This is a genomic window from Pantoea sp. GbtcB22 (genome assembly GCF_019091025.1).
In the GTDB taxonomy this organism is placed as follows: Bacteria; Pseudomonadota; Gammaproteobacteria; order Enterobacterales; family Enterobacteriaceae; genus Pantoea; species Pantoea leporis.
Genome location: NZ_JAGXKB010000001.1, coordinates 133,917 through 151,487 on the forward strand (window position 1 = coordinate 133,917; position 17,571 = coordinate 151,487).

16 protein-coding genes and 1 tRNA gene are annotated in these 17,571 nt (G+C 57.3%); 10 read left to right on the plus strand and 7 right to left on the minus strand.

Annotated features, from left to right (window positions below):
• Positions 1-16 precede the first annotated feature (16 nt).
• Positions 17-1,366 carry a VasL domain-containing protein gene (locus KVT28_RS00640; RefSeq protein WP_217546335.1) on the plus strand — a complete coding sequence of 450 codons (1,350 nt, stop codon included), beginning with the start codon at positions 17-19 and terminating at the stop codon, positions 1,364-1,366.
• Positions 1,367-1,483: 117 nt separating this feature from the next.
• Here the strand turns inward: KVT28_RS00640 and KVT28_RS00645 are convergent.
• Positions 1,484-1,571 (minus strand) — tRNA-Ser (locus KVT28_RS00645).
• 244 nt (positions 1,572-1,815) lie between these two features.
• Here KVT28_RS00645 and phoA point away from each other — a divergent pair.
• Entirely contained in the window at positions 1,816-3,222 is a 1,407-nt protein-coding gene (phoA, locus tag KVT28_RS00650; RefSeq protein ID WP_217546337.1) for an alkaline phosphatase, read from the plus strand.
• Between the two features lie 38 nt (positions 3,223-3,260).
• On the opposite strand, the gene gap is transcribed toward phoA, so the two are convergent.
• From gap to KVT28_RS00665, 3 genes are all read right to left on the minus strand, one after another.
• Entirely contained in the window at positions 3,261-4,271 is a 1,011-nt protein-coding gene (gap, locus tag KVT28_RS00655; RefSeq protein WP_101764088.1) for a type I glyceraldehyde-3-phosphate dehydrogenase, read from the minus strand.
• A gap of 78 nt (positions 4,272-4,349) precedes the next feature.
• Positions 4,350-5,330: a GlxA family transcriptional regulator gene (locus KVT28_RS00660; RefSeq protein ID WP_217546340.1), complete on the minus strand. Its 981-nt coding sequence runs from the start codon at positions 5,328-5,330 to the stop codon at positions 4,350-4,352.
• A 131-nt stretch (positions 5,331-5,461) separates the two neighbouring features.
• Complete coding sequence (locus tag KVT28_RS00665) at positions 5,462-6,697, minus strand: acyl-CoA dehydrogenase family protein (RefSeq protein WP_217546342.1); 1,236 nt, start codon at positions 6,695-6,697, stop codon at positions 5,462-5,464.
• A 299-nt stretch (positions 6,698-6,996) separates the two neighbouring features.
• On the opposite strand from KVT28_RS00665, the gene KVT28_RS00670 reads away from it, so the two are divergent.
• The 6 genes from KVT28_RS00670 to KVT28_RS00695 all read left to right on the plus strand — a co-directional run bounded on the left by KVT28_RS00670 (position 6,997) and on the right by KVT28_RS00695 (position 14,112).
• Positions 6,997-8,607 carry an ABC transporter substrate-binding protein gene (locus KVT28_RS00670; RefSeq protein WP_217546344.1) on the plus strand — a complete coding sequence of 537 codons (1,611 nt, stop codon included), beginning with the start codon at positions 6,997-6,999 and terminating at the stop codon, positions 8,605-8,607.
• Positions 8,604-9,626 (plus strand): ABC transporter permease, encoded by a 1,023-nt coding sequence (locus tag KVT28_RS00675; protein WP_217546347.1) that lies wholly within the window; start codon positions 8,604-8,606, stop codon positions 9,624-9,626. The genes KVT28_RS00670 and KVT28_RS00675 overlap by 4 nt, the downstream gene beginning before the upstream one ends.
• A complete protein-coding gene (locus KVT28_RS00680) occupies positions 9,623-10,480 on the plus strand; it encodes an ABC transporter permease (protein ID WP_217546349.1) in 858 nt (285 codons plus the stop codon). Before KVT28_RS00675 ends, KVT28_RS00680 begins: the two co-directional genes overlap by 4 nt.
• Positions 10,480-12,102 carry an ABC transporter ATP-binding protein gene (locus tag KVT28_RS00685; protein WP_217546352.1) on the plus strand — a complete coding sequence of 541 codons (1,623 nt, stop codon included), beginning with the start codon at positions 10,480-10,482 and terminating at the stop codon, positions 12,100-12,102. The genes KVT28_RS00680 and KVT28_RS00685 overlap by 1 nt, the downstream gene beginning before the upstream one ends.
• Before the next feature lie 19 nt (positions 12,103-12,121).
• Positions 12,122-13,501 carry an NtaA/DmoA family FMN-dependent monooxygenase gene (locus KVT28_RS00690; protein ID WP_217546354.1) on the plus strand — a complete coding sequence of 460 codons (1,380 nt, stop codon included), beginning with the start codon at positions 12,122-12,124 and terminating at the stop codon, positions 13,499-13,501.
• A 332-nt stretch (positions 13,502-13,833) separates the two neighbouring features.
• Positions 13,834-14,112 carry a hypothetical protein gene (locus KVT28_RS00695; protein WP_101764090.1) on the plus strand — a complete coding sequence of 93 codons (279 nt, stop codon included), beginning with the start codon at positions 13,834-13,836 and terminating at the stop codon, positions 14,110-14,112.
• A 43-nt stretch (positions 14,113-14,155) separates the two neighbouring features.
• Here the strand turns inward: KVT28_RS00695 and KVT28_RS00700 are convergent, their stop codons facing one another.
• A complete protein-coding gene (locus KVT28_RS00700) occupies positions 14,156-14,365 on the minus strand; it encodes a CsbD family protein (protein ID WP_007892931.1) in 210 nt (69 codons plus the stop codon).
• Between the two features lie 307 nt (positions 14,366-14,672).
• On the opposite strand from KVT28_RS00700, the gene KVT28_RS00705 reads away from it, so the two are divergent.
• Together KVT28_RS00705 and KVT28_RS00710 are read left to right on the plus strand one after the other, a co-directional pair.
• Positions 14,673-15,290, plus strand: a complete 618-nt coding sequence (locus tag KVT28_RS00705) for a TetR/AcrR family transcriptional regulator (RefSeq protein ID WP_101764091.1) — start codon at positions 14,673-14,675, stop codon at positions 15,288-15,290.
• Positions 15,291-15,351: 61 nt separating this feature from the next.
• Entirely contained in the window at positions 15,352-15,555 is a 204-nt protein-coding gene (locus KVT28_RS00710; protein ID WP_101764092.1) for a hypothetical protein, read from the plus strand.
• Between the two features lie 74 nt (positions 15,556-15,629).
• On the opposite strand, the gene KVT28_RS00715 is transcribed toward KVT28_RS00710, so the two are convergent.
• Positions 15,630-16,943 carry an MFS transporter gene (locus tag KVT28_RS00715; protein ID WP_101764093.1) on the minus strand — a complete coding sequence of 438 codons (1,314 nt, stop codon included), beginning with the start codon at positions 16,941-16,943 and terminating at the stop codon, positions 15,630-15,632.
• On the minus strand, positions 16,936-17,571 hold the full coding sequence (locus KVT28_RS00720; protein ID WP_101764094.1) for a DUF4286 family protein: 636 nt from the start codon (positions 17,569-17,571) through the stop codon (positions 16,936-16,938). The genes KVT28_RS00715 and KVT28_RS00720 overlap by 8 nt, the downstream gene beginning before the upstream one ends.

The following is a 17,571-nucleotide window of genomic DNA, read 5'->3' on the forward strand; positions in this document are numbered from 1 at the left end:
TTTTCGGAACACAGCAATGACTTCATCTCAACCTCGCTTCGTCAAAACCGGCGGCGATCCACGCGCGTTTGCCGAATATGCTGCGTTGCGTCAGGAAATGCAGAAGCTAAGCCACCCGGCGCGTCCGGATTTGGATTGGCCGCATGTCTCCGTGCTCTGTTTAACGCTGTTCGAAAAAAACGGCGTCGAGCTGCAAAGCGCGGTCTGGTACACGCTATCGCGCGCGAACACAGCAGGATCGGCCGGTATGACGGAAGGCCTGGCGGTGCTGGTGGCATTGATTACCCGCGAATGGCCGACGTTATGGCCGCAACCGGCACATTCACGTATCGAACTGCTGGCGGGACTGAGTCGTCGGTTGCAGCAATTCCTGCGTACTCAAACAATAACCGAAGCAGACTTAACGGCGCTGAGCCAGGCGGCACGCTTGCTCAGCGAGGTTGGCGATCATCTGCAACGTCTTGAACTGCGTCAGCTTAGTCAGATTGATCCGCTGCTGGACCGCATTTGCAGTGCGGTGGTGATGCTGGAACACTGCGATGTTTCAACATCTGATGCTGTGGCCAAGCTGCCTGAAGTCGTTCCGATTGAGAAGCCCGCGCTGGCGTTAGCAAGTGCAGAAGTCAGCGGCTGGGTGTATGTTCCTTCTGCGGGTGCGCCTGCACCCGATTTGCGGCGGCTGCGGCGTCGGGCATTTATCAGTGGCGTGGGCGCGACGCTGCTGAGCGTGTCACTTATCGCCGCTATAGGCTATTTGGTTGTGCAAAAAACTGAGCAGGAATCTCCGTTACAGCAAGCATTACTGGCTTCAATATCACCACTTCCTGCGCCTCTCACACCGGAAATGATGGCTGAGCTGCAGGCGAATCCCCCCGAATGGCTAAACGAAGCGGCATGGCTGGAGCAAACGCAGCAGCAATTGAACCGGCTACAAAACGTATCGCCGGACTGGAATCTGCAGCTCGGTAATGCGCTGGTAATGCAGGCCAGCCTGTTGTGGCCTGATTCGGATGCGGTTAAAACGATGAGCGCACGCTGGAACAAGCAGCTTAACGCGGCAGCAATGCCAGCAGATAAAATGCAGCGATGGCAACAGGGCATGGAGCAGCTCAACGCGTTGTCGCAGCGCCTGAATGGACTTGACGAGAAGCGCGGCAAATATCTGACGGTGAGCGAACTGAAAACAGCGGTCTACAATATGACGCAGGCGTTCAACGTAACGGTGCCACTGGAAGAGGAACTGCGCGTGTTGCAGCAATCGGACGATGACGCTACACAGAATCAGTTAACACAAGCGGAAATGCACCTGAAGCAGCTTATCGCCAGTTACCAAACGATAGCTACATCGTCAAAAGAGCAGGACTAGCAAAATCCGCAGCTAACCGGTATTCGCAGCTATCAAACTTTGCGGGGGTTCGAATCCCCCTCGCAGAAAACAGGCAAAAAAAAGCCTGAACTTTCGTTCAGGCTCTTCTTTAGAATGTGGCGGTGAGAGGGGGATTCGAACCCCCGATACGTTGCCGTATACACACTTTCCAGGCGTGCTCCTTCAGCCACTCGGACACCTCACCACATTTTTTTGTCAACCGCGCTGGGTCAACGGGGCGCTACTATAGGGAGATCGCTGAAAAGGGTCAAGCGCTATTTTCTCCTTTTGTTCTATTCGCTTAAGCTCTGAGCGTATTGCCGTTGGCCTGCTCATCATGGCGATTCTGTCATCAAATCATTCCCTCTCTGTCACAAAAATGTCACCGCACTGTCGCAGACTTGTCCGCGGAAACATTTGGTTATATCTATGGAAAAGGATGCTTATAAATGAAACAGATACCTCTCTTTACGGTTACGCTGCTGGCTTCTCTGATCGCGACATCAGCAGTGGCAGACGATGCACACTATTCCCGCGCTGCTACCGGCGATGTCACCGAGCACGGCGGCGCGCGTCGTCTCACCGGCGACCAGACCGAAGCGCTAAGAGCGTCATTAAGTAATAGCACCGCAAAAAACGTGATTCTGCTGATTGGTGACGGCATGGGAGATTCGGAAATCACCGCCGCGCGTAATCAGGCGCGGGGCGCAGGCGGTTTCTTTCCCGGCCTTGATGCGTTGCCGCTCACCGGTCAATACACGCACTATTCACTGGATAAGAAAACCCACAAGCCGAATTACGTGACGGATTCCGCCGCATCGGCCACCGCGTGGGCCACCGGCACCAAATCCTATAACGGTGCGATTGGCGTCGACGTGAACGGCAAAGATCAGGTAACGATTCTTGAGCTGGCGAAAGCCGCCGGTAAAGCCACCGGCAACGTTTCCACTGCTGAACTGCAGGATGCCACGCCAGCAGCGTTGATCGCCCACGTCACTTCGCGCAAATGCTACGGCCCGGAGAAAACCAGCGAATTGTGCCCGACTAACGCGCTGGAGCAGGGCGGTAAAGGATCGATTACCGAGCAGATGCTAAAAACCCGTGCGGACGTCACGCTGGGCGGCGGCGCGAAATCCTTTAGTGAAACCGCCAAAGCTGGCGAGTATCAGGGTAAAACCCTGCGCGAACAGGCACAGGCGCTGGGTTATCAGTGGGTTGATAATCTCGATGGCATGAACGCCATTCAGCAGGCCGACCAGAGTAAACCGGTGCTTGGCCTGTTCGCCGACGGCAATATGCCGGTACGCTGGCAGGGACCGAAAGCCAGCTATCACGGCAACATTGATAAGCCGGTGGTGACCTGTGAAGTGAATAAAGAGCGTCCGGCTTCGGTACCGACGCTGGCGCAGATGACCAAAAAAGCCATCGATCTGCTAAGCACTAATGAGAAAGGCTTCTTCCTGCAGGTGGAAGGCGCGTCAATTGATAAGCAGGATCATGCGGCCAATCCATGCGGTCAGATTGGTGAAACCGTCGATCTGGATGAAGCGGTGCAGCAGGCGCTGGCCTTTGCGCGCGAACATGGCGACACGCTGGTGGTGGTGACCGCCGACCACGCGCACAGCAGCCAGATCGTGGAGAATGGCACCAAAGCGCCGGGTCTGACGCAAGCGGTGAATACCAAAGATGGCGCGGTGATGACCATCAGCTACGGCAATTCAGAAGAGGATTCGCAGGAGCACACTGGTACGCAGGTGCGCATTGCGGCGTACGGCCCGCATGCGGCTAACGTGGTGGGCTTGACCGATCAGACCGATCTGTTCTTTACCCTGAAGGATGCGATGGGGTTGAAGTAGCCAGGATAACGGTCGCCATTAACGGCGACCGTTATACCTTACAACCCGCGTTTTGCCATCAACCGCGCTAAATCCACCAGACGATTGGAGAAGCCCCATTCGTTATCGTACCAGGCAAGGATCTTCACCAGATTGCCGCCAATCACCAGCGTCGAAAGCCCATCAATAATCGATGAACGGGCATCGCCCTGATAATCGCTTGATACCAGCGGCTCGTCGCTGTATCCAAGAATCCCCTGCAGCGGACCTTCTGCCGCCGCGGCTTTAAACGCGTCATTCACCTCTTCTGCGGTCACGTCGCGTTTCAGCGTCACGGTCAAATCCACAATCGACACCACCGGCACCGGCACGCGCAGGGAATAGCCGGTCAATCGACCCTCCAGCTCCGGAATCACCCGACCTAACGCCTTCGCCGCCCCGCTTGAGTAAGGCACAATCGACAACGCCGCCGCCCGCGCGCCGCGCAGATCTTTCTCCGGCTGATCGTGCAGCACCTGGCTGTTGGTATAAGCATGCGTGGTGTTCATTAAACCGTGCTCGATACCAAACGCCTGGTGCAGCACCGCCGCCGCTGGCGCTAAGCCGTTGGTGGTGCAGCTGCCGTTACTCACCACAAAGTGCTGCTGCGGATCGTAACGTTGATCGTTCACGCCCAGCACAATTGTCAGGTCATCGTTCTTGCCCGGCGCGGAGATAATCACGCGTTTCGCGCCACCACTGGTGATGTGCACTGCGGCTTTGTCGCGTTCGGTGAAGAAGCCGGTGGCTTCAATCACGATATCCACGCCGACATCGCGCCAGCGAATATTCGCCGGATCGCGCTCGCTAAACACGCGCACCGCTTTGCCATCAATGCGTAATTCGCCTTCACCGGCTTCCACTTCCGCCGGTAGCCTGCCGAGCAGGGAGTCGTGTTTCAACAGATGCGCGAGAGTTTTACTGTCGGTGAGGTCGTTAATGGCGACGATTTCAATATCATCGCTGCCCAGCGCTGCACGAAAAACGTTACGTCCGATACGGCCAAAGCCGTTAATGCCGATCTTAGTCATGATTGACTCCTTTTCCGAAGATGCTGGAGTCACTCTAAGCCGATGGTGTGATGGCGTAAACGCCAAAAAAGGATCACTTTACGCCAATTTCCGACAGTGGAAGCGCTGGCGATATTCGCCCGGCGTGAGATGCAGCTGACGCTCAAAGCTGCGGCGTAAATTGATGCTGCTGCCAAAACCGGTCTGTTGCGCGATGCGATCCAGCGTGTCGTTGCTTTGTTCCAGTTGTTCACGCGCGGCGGCGAGGCGCGCTTCGGCCACATAGCGCGCGGGCGGCGCGCCGGTTTCACGGGTGAACACGCGGGTAAAGTTGCGCGGGCTCATGGCGACGCGCTCCGCCAGTTTCTCGACAGAGAGATCTTCGGCGAGGTTGGCGCGGATCCAGTGCTGCAGTTCACCGATCGGGCCAATGCCGCTCGGCGTTTGCAGATGAAAACGGCTGAACTGCATCTGTCCGCCGGGACGGCGCAGATACATCACCATGTCCTGCGCAATATCACGCGCCACGCTAAAGCCGAAATCCTCTTCCACCAGCGCTAATGTCAGGTCAAAGCCCGAGCTGACGCCGCCGGAGGTCCAGATCGGTCCGTCCTGAATAAACAGCGGACCGCCTTCCACCTGAATCGCTGGATAGCGCGATTGCAAGGTATCGAGCAAGCGCCAGTGCGTGGTGGCGCGGCGACCTGCCAGCAAGCCGGATTCCGCCAGCAGCATCGCGCCGCCACATACCGACACCACGCGGCGCGCCTGCGGAGCCGCCAGCTTGATGAAATCGACCACCATATTGCCTTCTTCCACGCTGTCGCCGCGCCCGGTGATCATGATGGTGTCCCACGCAGTGCGCGGATCGAGATCGGCCAGCTTGAGATCGGCTAATAGATTGAGGCCGGATTGGCCGTGGATCACCTGATGCGATTGGGTAGTGGCGAGGCTGACGCGATAGCGCTGCTGATCGACGCCAACCGGCAGATGCTGATTGGCGCGCATCAGGATATCGGCGATACCTGCCGCTTCAAACAGCATGCCGCCGTCGGGCACAATAATCAGAAAGGTTTTCATGGCGTGAAATAGACATTTTGACGGAATAAGCCAGAGTGTCTCATGGCGGCAATATCATGCACAATCCGTAGCGGCGCAATTTATTGCGCAATAAATTGCGCCGTACGGGAGGGTGCAATCATCCACATTGATTATAAAGATGATTTATCCGCTACGCCGATGCGCCACTGCTCGGGTGGCAACGTGCCGTTCACCGCGAAATCACCGACGATGCGATCCTTGTAGATGCGCGGATTGTGCGAGGAAAGGGTGCGCACATTGCGCCAGAAGCGGTCCAGGCCCAGCGGTTTCAGCGTGGCCGACGCGCCCAGCGCATCAAACAGCGTCGAGCTGGCATTGAGCAGCAGATCGCTCACCACATTCAGCGACTGCGACACTTCCAACTCGGCGATCGCCACCGCATGGTTCTCCACCTCCTGATCGCCACTAAAGTGGGCGTCATACGCTCGCTGCACCGCGCTGGCGGCGTGCAGCACAATCGCGCCGCTGCTGTAGGCTGCGCCGCGCAGGCGTCCAACCACCTGCAAAATCTGCGCATCCTGCGCGGCACGCGGCGCATTGCCGTTGCTGTAAGTGCGGGTGCGCGATGCCACCTGCTGCGCCACTTCACCGCTCTGCGCGCGGCCAATGCCAGCCAGCGTCGCCAGATGAATCAGCTGATAAAACGCCGGTGAATACCTGAAATGAATCTCTTCGTTGATGTCATCGGCGGCGATCGCCACGTTGGCAAAAATCGCCGTGCCGCTGGCGGTCAGGGTTTGGCCGAAACCGTTCCAGTCGTCGAGCACCGTCACGCCCTCCGCCGTACGGGAAACCGTCACCGATACGCCTTTGCCGTTTTCATCGGTGATGCCGATATCAATCCAGTCAGAATAGAGCGAGCCGGTGGTGTAAAACTTGCGGCCATTGAGCCGCCATGATTCGCCGCTGCGTGCAATGCGCGTGGAGAATTCAGACTGACGCGCATCGCCGGTTTCGCTCCACGCTGGCCCAACGATTTCACCGCGTCCAAGGCGCGTTAGCCACTTATCCTGAAACGGGCTGCTGCCGCTGTTCAGCACGTTCTCCACAAAGCCGAGATGACCGCGAATCGATTGCACCAGATTAGAATCCGCCTCGCCGAGCTCAATCAGCAGCGCGAACAGCTCAGGCAGCGTCGCGCCGAGTCCGCCATGGCTCTCCGGCACGCGCAGTGCGGTGAAACCGCTCTGTTTCAACCACGCAATTTGCTCCAGCGGCAGTTGACGCTGCAGCTCTCGCTCAATCGCGCCCGCGCGTATGTTCCTGAACACAGGACGGAAACGCTCCGCCAGCTGTTCATAACGAGATGACGGGCCAGCTCCCCAACCTGATTCGATGTGCGACATGACGCTTCTCTCCAGCATAGAAATTTTCATTACTATGTCATCGCCATCGGGCGCGATTTAATGCTTTTTCTGCGTAAGCTATTTCGCCAAATAACTAAACTCAGCTTATTTCACTATATGGAACAGATGATTCATTTCTGCATATTGACTGCCACTATTGTTATTTGCCGCGCTTTATATCTGTGTTCTATTCAAATGCGACTCCGAAAATTACCCATTAATTTCCAGAAAATATAATTTCAAGCGGAATAGATCCACGCGAAATCTGTTATTAGCGTTTGACCGGGAAATAGTGAGAAATGAAATATCAGGTTCTTCAGCGCTTATTCATACCGATATGGGCGACGATAAGTGGTGCGTTGCCCTTAAGCGTCAGCGCGCAGACCGTGCCGCCCCATTATAGTGACGTCACGCTGGTTTATCTGCACGAGCAGGAGCCGCCATGCTTGTGGGGCGGCTGGGTGCAGCAAGCTTATTTATCGCGTCAGGTTTTTGATTATCTGGTGAGTTATGACAACGGACAGATTCGTCCGTGGCTGGCTGCCAGCTGGAGTGAATCCACCGATCGTAAAACCATTACTTTTCATCTACGCCACGACGTTAAATTTACCGATGGCGATCTGTTTAATGCCGATGCGGTTATTGCGAATTATCCGGCGTGGCAAAAAGGCATAGGCTGGCACGGTTTTACTTATATGACCGGATTTACCAAGGTCGATGATTATACCGTGGCGCTACATTTATCTGAGCCGAATCCTGAAATCTATAACGTGCTGGCAAATGGTCATTATGGATTTCAATCACCCGATTCACTGGCGCATCACAGCAGCGAGCAGAAGTGCTTACGACCGGTCGGCACCGGACCGTGGAAAGTGGCGCGCTGGGTGCGCGGCGATGGCATCAGTTTTGTGCGCAATGACGACTATCGCTGGGCGCCGCCAAACGCGCACCACAACGGCCCGGCATATATCAAGCATCTGGAGTGGAAGTTCGTGCCGGATGCCACCACGCGCTGGGGCGCGCTGGTGAGCGGCGGCGCGGATGTGATTTATCAGCCGCCGTCCGCGCAGTGGCAGGCGCTGCAGCGTCACTATCAAACGCTCTCTTATGTCGCCACCGGACGACCGCAGGCGTTCTCCTTTAATGTGCAGCGCGGTCCGTTTACCGATCAGCGGGTGCGCCAGGCGTTTGCTTACGCGCTGGACCGCAAGCAGATCGTCAAAACCGTGTTCAAAGGCGCGGTGCCGTATGAGGGCAACGGTTCACTGAGTAAAAGCACGCCGCTCTATCTCAATGTTGACGATCGCTATTCACTCAATATCGCCAAAGCCAATCAGCTGCTGGACGCCGCGGGCTGGACCGGGCGCGATGCCGCCGGCTATCGCACCAAAGACGGCAAAACGCTGGATGCGCGCTTGCCGTATATTCAGGCGATTATCGACCAGGAGGGCGCGCTGATGCTGCAGGCGGTGCAGGATCAGGTCAAACGCGTTGGCATCAAGCTGGATCTGATCCCGCTAACGCAAACCGAAGGCTTTGCCGGCGCACGTTCGCGTCCGGCAGATAAAGAAATCAGCTTTGGTTACTGGGTTTGGCCGTCGCCCAACATCCTCGACATCGTCTACAACCATGCGCTTAACGGCGCGTTCAACGGCAACAACACCAGCTTTTTCAATAATCCCGAAGTGGAAGCGCAAATCCTTGATGCGCAGCGTGAGCCGAATGCGCAACGGCGCCAGCAAAAGTTCGACCTGCTGCAAAAGTGGTTTGACGATCAGGCGATTGCCATCGGCGGCTACAACTTCACCTACAACGTTGCCATTGCCAACAACATTCGCGGGCTTTGGCAGGATCAGGGCAACGGATTGCTGAACTTTAACGATGCTTACTTCGTGCAGGAGCAGCCATGAGTGAATTAACGTCATCGTCGCCGCAAAACAGCACCGCCGATGTGGCCAGCGTTGCCGCGCCACGCAGCCGTACGGCGTCGCTGCTGCGGCGGATTTCACTGCGCATCGCCTCCGCGCTGTTCGTGCTGTGGGGCACCATCACCGTGACGTTTTTGGTGCTGTCGGTGCTGCCGGGCGATCGCGCTACCATCCTGCTGAATATCACTTCCGGGCAGGTGATTGAACGCACGCCAGCGGAGCTGGCACCGATCAACGCGCAGTACGGTTTCGATAAGCCGATTGTCGAGCAGTATCTGCACTATTTCTGGCGGCTGCTGCACGCCGATTTTGGTTTCTCCTTTGAGTTACAGCGGCCGGTGGTGCACATCATCGCCGAGCAGCTGTTGCCGACCTTTACCCTGGCGATTGCCGCGCTGCTGCTGGCGTGGATCATCGCCATTCCGTGGACGCTGCTCACCGCCGGACGTAACCGTCGGCTGGCGGCATTCGGTTCGGCAGTGGAAACCATCATGGCCGGATTGCCGCAGTACTGGATTGGCATTCTGCTGCTGATTGTTTTCGCCATCGGTCTGCGCTGGTTCCCGGTGGTCGGCGGCACCAGCCTGCTCGGCACCGTGCTGCCCGCCGTCACGCTGGCGATTCCGCTGGCGGGCTTTATGGGTCACGCCATTCGCGGCGAATTTGAACGCAGCATGCAGCAGCCGTTTGTGCTGTCGGCGCGGGCGCGCGGCATGAGTCTGGCGGGCGTGCGGCTGCGCCATGTGTTACGCCACGCGTTGATTCCGGCCATCACGTTGAGTGGTTGGGCGATTGGCAATTTGCTCTCTGGCGCGGTGCTGGTGGAAGCGGTGTTTGCCCGCCCGGGCCTCGGCAACGTGCTGGTCAATGCGGTGAGCAACAAGGATTTTGCGCTGGTTTCCGGCATCGTGATTCTCATCAGTTTCCTCTACATCGTCATTAACCTGGTGGTTGACCTGATTTACCTGATCGTCGATCCCCGCCTGCGAGGTCGCGCATGACAACTCATCTCACGGATTACGCCGGACCGCGCACCGCGCGCGTCAGCTGGCAGCTGCCGCTTTCGGTGCTGCTTTCCGCCATTGTCGCGCTGTTCTTTATTGTCGCGGCCATCGCGCCTGGCGTGCTGGCGACGCACGATCCCTTCAGCACCAATCTCTATCGCGCGCTGCAAGCGCCTTCGTGGGCCAACTGGCTCGGCACCGATGACATCGGCCGCGATCTCTACAGCCGCATTATCTGGGGCACGCGTCAGTCGTTGCTGATTGGCATCGGCGCGATGGTGATTGCGCTGTTGGGTGCGGTGGTGCTCGGCTTTAGCGCCGCGCTGGGACCGCGCTGGCTGGCGGAGCCGGTTAATCGTCTGCTGGAAATCCTGCTGGCGTTTCCCACCTTGCTGCTGGCGCTGCTGTTTGTCGCGCTGCTGGGTCCCTCCGCCAGCAGTTTGCTGATCTCGGTCGGCATTGGCACCGCGCCCGGCTATGCGCGATTGTTGCGGGCCCAGGCATTGCAGGTCAAACAATCCGGTTATGTCGAAGCGGCGCGTGCGCTCGGACATCCGTGGCCACGGCTGTTTACCCAACACATCGCGCCCAACGTGTTCCGGCCGCTGTTCTCGCTGGTGGCGTTAGGCATCGGGCAATCGGTGGTGTGGGCATCCGGTCTGTCGTTTCTTGGATTAGGCGTGGTGCCGCCGTCGCCGGAGTGGGGCGCGCTGCTTGAAGCCGGAAAAATTAACGTCACCGTCGCCTGGTGGCTGGAAGTCTTGCCGGGCATTGCCATTGTGCTGGTGGCGCTGTCGTTTACGCAGATTGGCCGCTACATCCAACAGCGAGCGGAAGGAGAGACGCGCTAATGAGCAACAATGTGATTGATGTGCGCGGCCTGAATATCTGGGCCAGCAGCGAAAGCGGGCAACCGCGCCATATTGTGAAGAACGTCAGCTTCGCGCTGCAACGCGGGCAATGTCTGGCGCTAGTGGGTGAATCGGGGTCGGGAAAAAGCGTCACCGCCCGTTCGCTGGTGGGATTAGCCGGTGACGGATTACACGTGCAGGCTGACACGCTGAGGCTGCACGGTGAGACGCTGCAGCAGCGGAGCGACAGTTGGTGGCGCAAGGTGCGCGGCAGCAAAGTGGGTTTCATTTTGCAGGACGCGCTGGTGTCGCTGGATCCGCTGCGTCCGGTGGGCAAAGAGATCGCCGAAGCGCTGGCGCTGCATGGCTGGGGCAACGCCGCCAGCCGCCAGCAGAAAGTGCAGGCCTTGCTGGAAGAGGTTGGCGTGCCGCAGGCGGCTTATCGCGCCAGCCAGCGGCCGGGAGAGCTGTCGGGCGGCTTGCGCCAGCGCGCATTGATCGCCTCGGCGATTGCGCTGCATCCGGATGTGCTGATCGCCGATGAGCCCACCACCGCGCTGGATGTCACGGTACAGGCGCAGGTGCTGGAAGTGCTGCGCCTGATGCTGGATCGCGGCACCAGCGTGATTTTGATTAGTCACGATCTGGCGGTGGTGGCAAAAATCGCCGATCAAATTCTGGTGATGCAGGGCGGATCGATTGTGGAAGCGGGCTCAGCGCAGCAGGTGCTGCAACAGCCGCAGCATGCGTATACCCAAGGTTTGATAAACGCGATTCCCAGCGAACACACCAAAGGACAACGCCTTTCCGGCAGCGCACCCAGCGTGCCAATCCCAACTGTAACGCCCTCGGATGAAGTGCTGCTGGAAGCGCGGCATATCATGAAGCGTTTTCGCGGGCACCGCGCCGTCGATGACGTTTCCTTTACCCTGAAGCGCGGCGAGACGCTGGGAATTGTCGGCGAGTCGGGTTCCGGTAAAACCACCTTGTCGCGCATCGCGCTGGCGATGGAATCACCGGACAGCGGCGAGGTGCTGTTTGCCGGCCAGCCGTGGAGCCATGCGTCCGCCGCCGATCAGCGTGCCATTCGTCGCCAGATTGCCGTGGTATATCAGGATCCGCTCTCTTCGTTCGATCCGCGCTGGCGCGTGGCAGACATCCTGCTGGATGCGATTGCACTCGATCGGCAGGCGCCGACGCAAACGCCACGCGAGCGGGCGATCAGCCTGCTGCAAGCGGTTGGGCTCGGCGCGGAGCATCTCAACCAATGGCCGGCGCGCATGTCGGGCGGCCAGCGGCAGCGTGTGGCGATTGCCCGCGCGATTGCGACCCATCCCAAAGTGATTGTGCTCGACGAAGCGGTCTCGGCGCTGGACGTCACCATTCAGGCGCAGATTCTCGATCTGCTCAGCGATCTGCAGGCGCAGCTCGGCGTCAGCTATCTGTTTATCTCGCACGATCTTGGCGTGATCCATCACATGAGCGATCGCGTGCTGGTGATGCAGAACGGCCAGGCGGTCGAGCAGGGCGCCGCCGATGAGGTGTTCTACCGCCCGCGCCATCCCTATACCCAGACGTTACTTGCCTCGCTGCCACGCCTGGCCGCGCTGGAAACTGCCTAACTTTGCTACTGGAGCGAACATGTCACGCGAACTAATTTATAACGGATTTTTGCATCTCACACCGAATCATCACAGCCACGGTTACTGGCGCACGCCGGAAGGTCAGGTGCAGTACAACTACAACCAGCTTGAAGCCTATGTGCAGACGGTGAAAACCCTGGAAAAAGGGCTGTTTGATACCTTGTTCATCGCCGATGTAGTGGGCGTGTATGACATCGAATATGGCGACGGCAAAACCACCATGCGCGCCGGCACCCAGTTCCCCGAGCCCGATCCGATCACCATTCTTTCGGCGCTGGGTTTAGCGACTGAAAATCTCGGTCTGGTGGTGACCAGCAACGTGATTCAGACTCATCCGTTCTCGTTTGCGCGCCAAATCTCCTCGCTGGATGAATTTACCCGCGGTCGCATCGGCTGGAATATCGTGACTTCGTATCTCTCCAACGGCTTCCGCAACTACGGTTATCAGGACATTGTGCCGCACGATGAGCGCTACGAATGGGCGCAGGAGTATCTCGATGTGGCATATAAGCTGTGGGAACTGTCGTGGGAAGAGGGCGCAGTGCTGCACGATCCCGCTACTAACCGCTTTTTCGATGCTGACAAGATCCACAAAATCAACCACGTCGGTAAGCGCTATCGGGTGGAAGGGCCGCACATTGTTGAGCCGTCACCGCAGCGCAGCCCGGTGTTCTTCCAGGCCGGCAACTCGGATGCCGGACGCCGCTTTGCCGCGCGTAACGCCGAAGTGACGTTCCTGCCATCGCAAACGCCAGACACCGCGCGCAAAGATATCGCCATCCTTAATCAGGATGTGGTGGATTACGGTCGCCAGCCGGAGGATTTGAAGAAGCTGGTGATGCTTTCCACCGTGATTGGATCGACCGAGGAAGAGGCGAAGCGTAAGCAGCAATATCTGTTCGATAACATTGATATCAATGCATTGCAGGGCTTCTACAGCGGCGGTTCGGGCATCGATCTGGCGAATATCGATCCCGATACGCCGCTGACCGAACTGAGCCGGCGCGAGGAGTTCAGCCAGCACATGCGCTCGAAATTCCGTATCGCGGTCGATGCCGATTATGGGCAAGGTCGCGTGCTGACCTGGCGCGAATACCTGATTCAACACGCGCTGCTACCCGGCCGTTTCGCCGGTACGCCAGAACAGATCGCCGACCGGGTGCAGCAGTTTGCTGATGCCGGCGTTGATGGTTTTAACGTGGTGCCGGTCACCACGCTTGGCTGGTGGGATGAGTGGGTTGAACACGTGGTGCCGGTGCTGCAAAAACGCGGCCTGGCGCAAACGGCGTACAAGCCAGGCACGCTGCGCGAGAAGATTTTCCGAAAGGAGAGCAAGCTGCCGGCGACGCATCCGCAACGGAAGTTGACGCTGAGTTAATGCGGTCGCGGAATAAATTGCGTCGCTACAGAATCAGTGCACGTATTGGCAGCGGCGCGATTTATCGCGCAATAAATATTAATGAATATCCTCATAGACTCAATACTTTTTCAGGCCATTATCTTCACAATTCCTTCCGCTAACACCGCGATCCCGCGATCCCGGAGTGGCTGACAGGCCGCAAACTCGACGTTTAACGTATAGCCTTCAATGTCGAAGCATTTTCGATTGCATCGACATTTTTTTGTATTTGACGTTTTTTTCTCAGTGGGTATGCTCAGCCACGTCAGGATCCCCCGGCCAGGGTTGGTTGAGACGATTACAGAGAGCCCATGAAAAACAGTAATGACAAACAGTTATGCGACATCGCGATTGGTGATGCGGTGATGGAATTATTTAACCAGGATGCGCCGGTTTCGCGTACCACGCTGCTCGCGCAATTAGAGAAGATGATACATGCGGGTGTGACGGCGGAAGAGGTACGGATCGCCAGACTGGCTTTAGAGCTGGTGACGAACAGCAGCACAGCCGACAAGGTTGAACAATCGGAAGAGAACGTGATGAGCTTTAGAGCGAAAAACGTTTCGGCGGATGACTCAACGCAGCACTGATCGCTGTATGCCGGACAAAGTTGTCCGGCATAACGGCGCGGCGTTACCAGCGGTACTTATTCGAATCTTCCCACTCTTTAACTTCTTTTTCCGCACGGTCTTTTTCATAACCGTAGCGTTCCTGAATTTTGCCGACCAGCTGATCGCGTTTTCCTTCAACCACGGTCATGTCATCATCGGTCAGGTCGCCCCATTTTTCCTTCACTTTCCCTTTGAACTGCTTCCAGTTGCCGCTAATACGATCTTCGTTCATGTTGATCTCCCTATTTCGTGGTGACTGTGTGCTGCCCTTCGCTGGCCTGATGCCAGCGGGTGAATTAATCCTGGCACAGGATTTGCGCTTTGCTTGCCTGAGCTGTGAGCTGACTCATAAATTTGCGAATGTGTGAGCCAGCGTGGAGAAAAAAACCGTTAATAGCCAAAAGTGATTCACTAACTCTTTGCTCTGTAAGGCATTATTTTTTCCCGGCTATACAGGCAAGGGTGGGTTGCGATATAGTAATCGTCGATAAGACATTTCCGTCAACTTTTGGAAACCCGCATTCCCTGATGCCATCCGTATGAGTAAAACGCAACCCACCGACATGAAAAGCAGAGAACGTGGCCGCCCAAGAGAGTTCGATATCGAACAGGCTCTGGACAAAGCCATGATTGTTTTTCGTCAGAAGGGGTTTCATGCGGCTTCACTTAACGATCTGGGCGAAGCGATGGGGTTGACAGCGGGCAGCATCTACAAGGCTTTTAAAGATAAGCGCAGTTTGTTTCTGCTGGTGTTTGAACGCTATCTTTCGGTGCGCAATGCCGATCTGCGCCAGCGTCTGGCACAGTTCACCAGCGGCCGTGAGAAGCTCGGCGAGCTGCTGCAGTTTTACCTTGATTCCGCGCGGGCGGTGGAAGGTCGCACCGGCTGTTTAGTGGTGGGCAGCGCGGTAGAGCTGCAGGTGCTGGATGACGATCTTTCGCAACTGGTGAGTGAAGCGGTCATTCGTAATAAAAACTTCCTCGCCTCGCTGCTCAAACTGGGCCAGCAAGATGGCTCGGTCACGCCCAATCTGGATGTGGACACCGCCGCGGGATTGATCCTCTGCATCGCCTTTGGCATGCGCGTTGTGGGCAAGATCACCGATGTAAAAGATGAACCAGAGACCATCAAGTTAGTTATGAAGCTGCTGGACTAAAATTTGTCTAATTAGGAGTCGGATACTTCCTAAATAAGCGAAGCGTAAAGCCGGAGGGCAAGTGAAAGACGAAGATTCAGATATTACGGAAGAGATTCGCGCATTGGTGGGCAGGGTAGTGACACGTATCCTGCGTCCTGATGAAGCGCTTACCGTTCAGGAACTCATAGGCGCGTTGTATCGCCTAAGTTTGCGCTCCACCGACAGCAAAACCAAAGTCGCCTGCGAGAAAGCCATTCGTATCCTGGCGAAAAAACTGCACTAATAGGGTCGCGCGTGCCGCGCCTTGTTGTTCTCCTCTGCTGAAGTCTGGCAATCCCTCGCCAAACACCTCTCTGATTAAAGCGGGCGATGCGCGGTCTCTTTCGCCTTCCACAGCGCAAACAGTGTGATCAGCAACGCCAGGCTGACATACAGCGATACCCACAGCGTGCTGCCCATCTCTTTATACAAGGTCGTGATGATCAGGGGCGCAAAGCCACCGCCAATGATTCCTGCCAGCGTGTAAGCCAGTGACGATCCGGCGTAGCGCACGTGGCTGGGGAACTGCTCGGTGACAAACGCCGCCTGCGGTCCGTACATCACCGCATGAATCAGCAAGCCGCCAATGACCGCCAGCACAATCAGCACCGGCTGCGAGCTATCCAGCAGCACAAAGAACACAAACGACCAGACCATCGCCAGCAGCGCACCGGCAATGTAGACCGGACGACGGCCGAGCTTGTCGGAGAGCGCACCAAACATCGGCACCGTAATCGCATTGCCAATCGCGCCGAGCATAGTGGCCATTAACGCCAGCGGACGCGGCAGTTGCAGCACGGTGGTGACGTAGGTGAGGGTAAACACCACCACCAACGCGTACAACACGTCGGAGCCGATACGTGAACCGCCAGCGATCAGTAGCTCACGCGGATAGCGAACAAACACCTCTTTCAGTGGCGTATGCGTGGTTTTCTCCGCCTGCTGCATCGCGACAAAGGTTGGCGTCTCTTCTACGCCGCGACGCAGCCATAAGCCAAACATCACCAGCAGCAGACTCAGCAGGAACGGAATGCGCCATCCCCACTCCTGAAACTGCTCGCCGCTCAACGCAACCGTTACCAGCGTGATAAATCCGGTGCCAATCAAGGTACCGCACGAGGGACCTACCTGCGCAAACGAGGCGTTACGGCCACGCTTGTTGGCATCGCCATGCTCCATCGACAGCAACACTGCACCGGCCCATTCGCCGCCTAATGCAATACCCTGAATAAAGCGCAAGGCCACCAACAGCACCGGACTCCAGATGCCCCACACCGCATAGCCAGGCAGCAGGCCCATCAGTGCGGTGGTAACGCCCATAATCACCAGGGTGGTGATCAATACTGCTTTACGCCCGGCGACATCGCCGAGATGACCAAAGATAAAGCCGCCCACCGGACGGGAAATGTAGCCGACCGCATAGGTGGAAAACGCCAGAATGGTACCGACCAGCGGATCAAAGCTGGGGAAAAAGACGTGGTTAAACACCAGCGCCGCCATGATGTTGTAGACCGTGAAGTCATACCACTCCAGCGCGGTACCGATGGAGCTGGCCGCCGCGAGGCGACCGGTTTTGCTGTGGCTGGCGCGCGCGCCTGACGCGTGCGGCAACGTTGAATCGGTATTAGCCATGAGCCATCTCCTGTTGGGTTAACTGCCAGCTGAGGGAGTAGAGCTGTACGTCCGCGTTGAGTGCCTGCGCGGCATCGGCGGCGAGGGTTTTACACACCTGGGCGTCGCGGCAGGTCAGCAGCAGCATCGGATGCATTGGTCGCGTTGCGCTGGTTTCCCGTGGCAGCGGCGAGCTCAGGGTGGTGTCAGGCGTCAGCAAACGTGAGGCGATATAGCCGGGCGTTTGCTGCACGCTGCTTTGCCAGCTGCCCAGCGATGCAACATCTGTACCCGCTTTTAAGGTCAGCACCGCCAGATGGCTACCGGTGCCTTGTCCATGCTGATGCGAGATGGCGCAGACGCGGCGCATCGGATTGACCATTTTGTTGAGGTTCTTCACCGACCATTCGGTCTGGCGCGTGAAGGCGGCGTGATAATCCGCGCTGGTAAAGGCTTCCAGCGATGCGGTTTCATACAGGCCGAGGTATTTGCGTTCGGCATCCACCGCCTGGTAACGCGTGCCGCTAAGAAAGCCGCTGATGGCCACGCGCTCTTCAACGTGTTCGTGGTCGTACCATTGGTTGAAATCCGCTTCATCTGCAGCATCGATATGGGTGGCGACAAACAGCATGCCGTGGGGTTGAGTCAT

What these genes read in the sequence shown, in the direction of transcription:
- KVT28_RS00715 (WP_101764093.1), bottom strand. Translation starts at nt 16,943, where the DNA reads ATGGCTAATACCGATTCAACGTTGCCGCACGCGTCAGGCGCGCGCGCC.
- KVT28_RS00690 (WP_217546354.1), top strand. Translation starts at nt 12,122, where the DNA reads ATGTCACGCGAACTAATTTATAACGGATTTTTGCATCTCACACCGAAT.
- KVT28_RS00670 (WP_217546344.1), top strand. Translation starts at nt 6,997, where the DNA reads ATGAAATATCAGGTTCTTCAGCGCTTATTCATACCGATATGGGCGACG.
- KVT28_RS00640 (WP_217546335.1), top strand. Translation starts at nt 17, where the DNA reads ATGACTTCATCTCAACCTCGCTTCGTCAAAACCGGCGGCGATCCACGC.
- KVT28_RS00685 (WP_217546352.1), top strand. Translation starts at nt 10,480, where the DNA reads ATGAGCAACAATGTGATTGATGTGCGCGGCCTGAATATCTGGGCCAGC.
- KVT28_RS00695 (WP_101764090.1), top strand. Translation starts at nt 13,834, where the DNA reads ATGAAAAACAGTAATGACAAACAGTTATGCGACATCGCGATTGGTGAT.
- KVT28_RS00680 (WP_217546349.1), top strand. Translation starts at nt 9,623, where the DNA reads ATGACAACTCATCTCACGGATTACGCCGGACCGCGCACCGCGCGCGTC.
- gap (WP_101764088.1), bottom strand. Translation starts at nt 4,271, where the DNA reads ATGACTAAGATCGGCATTAACGGCTTTGGCCGTATCGGACGTAACGTT.
- KVT28_RS00700 (WP_007892931.1), bottom strand. Translation starts at nt 14,365, where the DNA reads ATGAACGAAGATCGTATTAGCGGCAACTGGAAGCAGTTCAAAGGGAAA.
- phoA (WP_217546337.1), top strand. Translation starts at nt 1,816, where the DNA reads ATGAAACAGATACCTCTCTTTACGGTTACGCTGCTGGCTTCTCTGATC.
- KVT28_RS00660 (WP_217546340.1), bottom strand. Translation starts at nt 5,330, where the DNA reads ATGAAAACCTTTCTGATTATTGTGCCCGACGGCGGCATGCTGTTTGAA.
- KVT28_RS00665 (WP_217546342.1), bottom strand. Translation starts at nt 6,697, where the DNA reads ATGTCGCACATCGAATCAGGTTGGGGAGCTGGCCCGTCATCTCGTTAT.
- KVT28_RS00705 (WP_101764091.1), top strand. Translation starts at nt 14,673, where the DNA reads ATGAGTAAAACGCAACCCACCGACATGAAAAGCAGAGAACGTGGCCGC.
- KVT28_RS00675 (WP_217546347.1), top strand. Translation starts at nt 8,604, where the DNA reads ATGAGTGAATTAACGTCATCGTCGCCGCAAAACAGCACCGCCGATGTG.
- KVT28_RS00720 (WP_101764094.1), bottom strand. Translation starts at nt 17,571, where the DNA reads ATGACTCAACCCCACGGCATGCTGTTTGTCGCCACCCATATCGATGCT.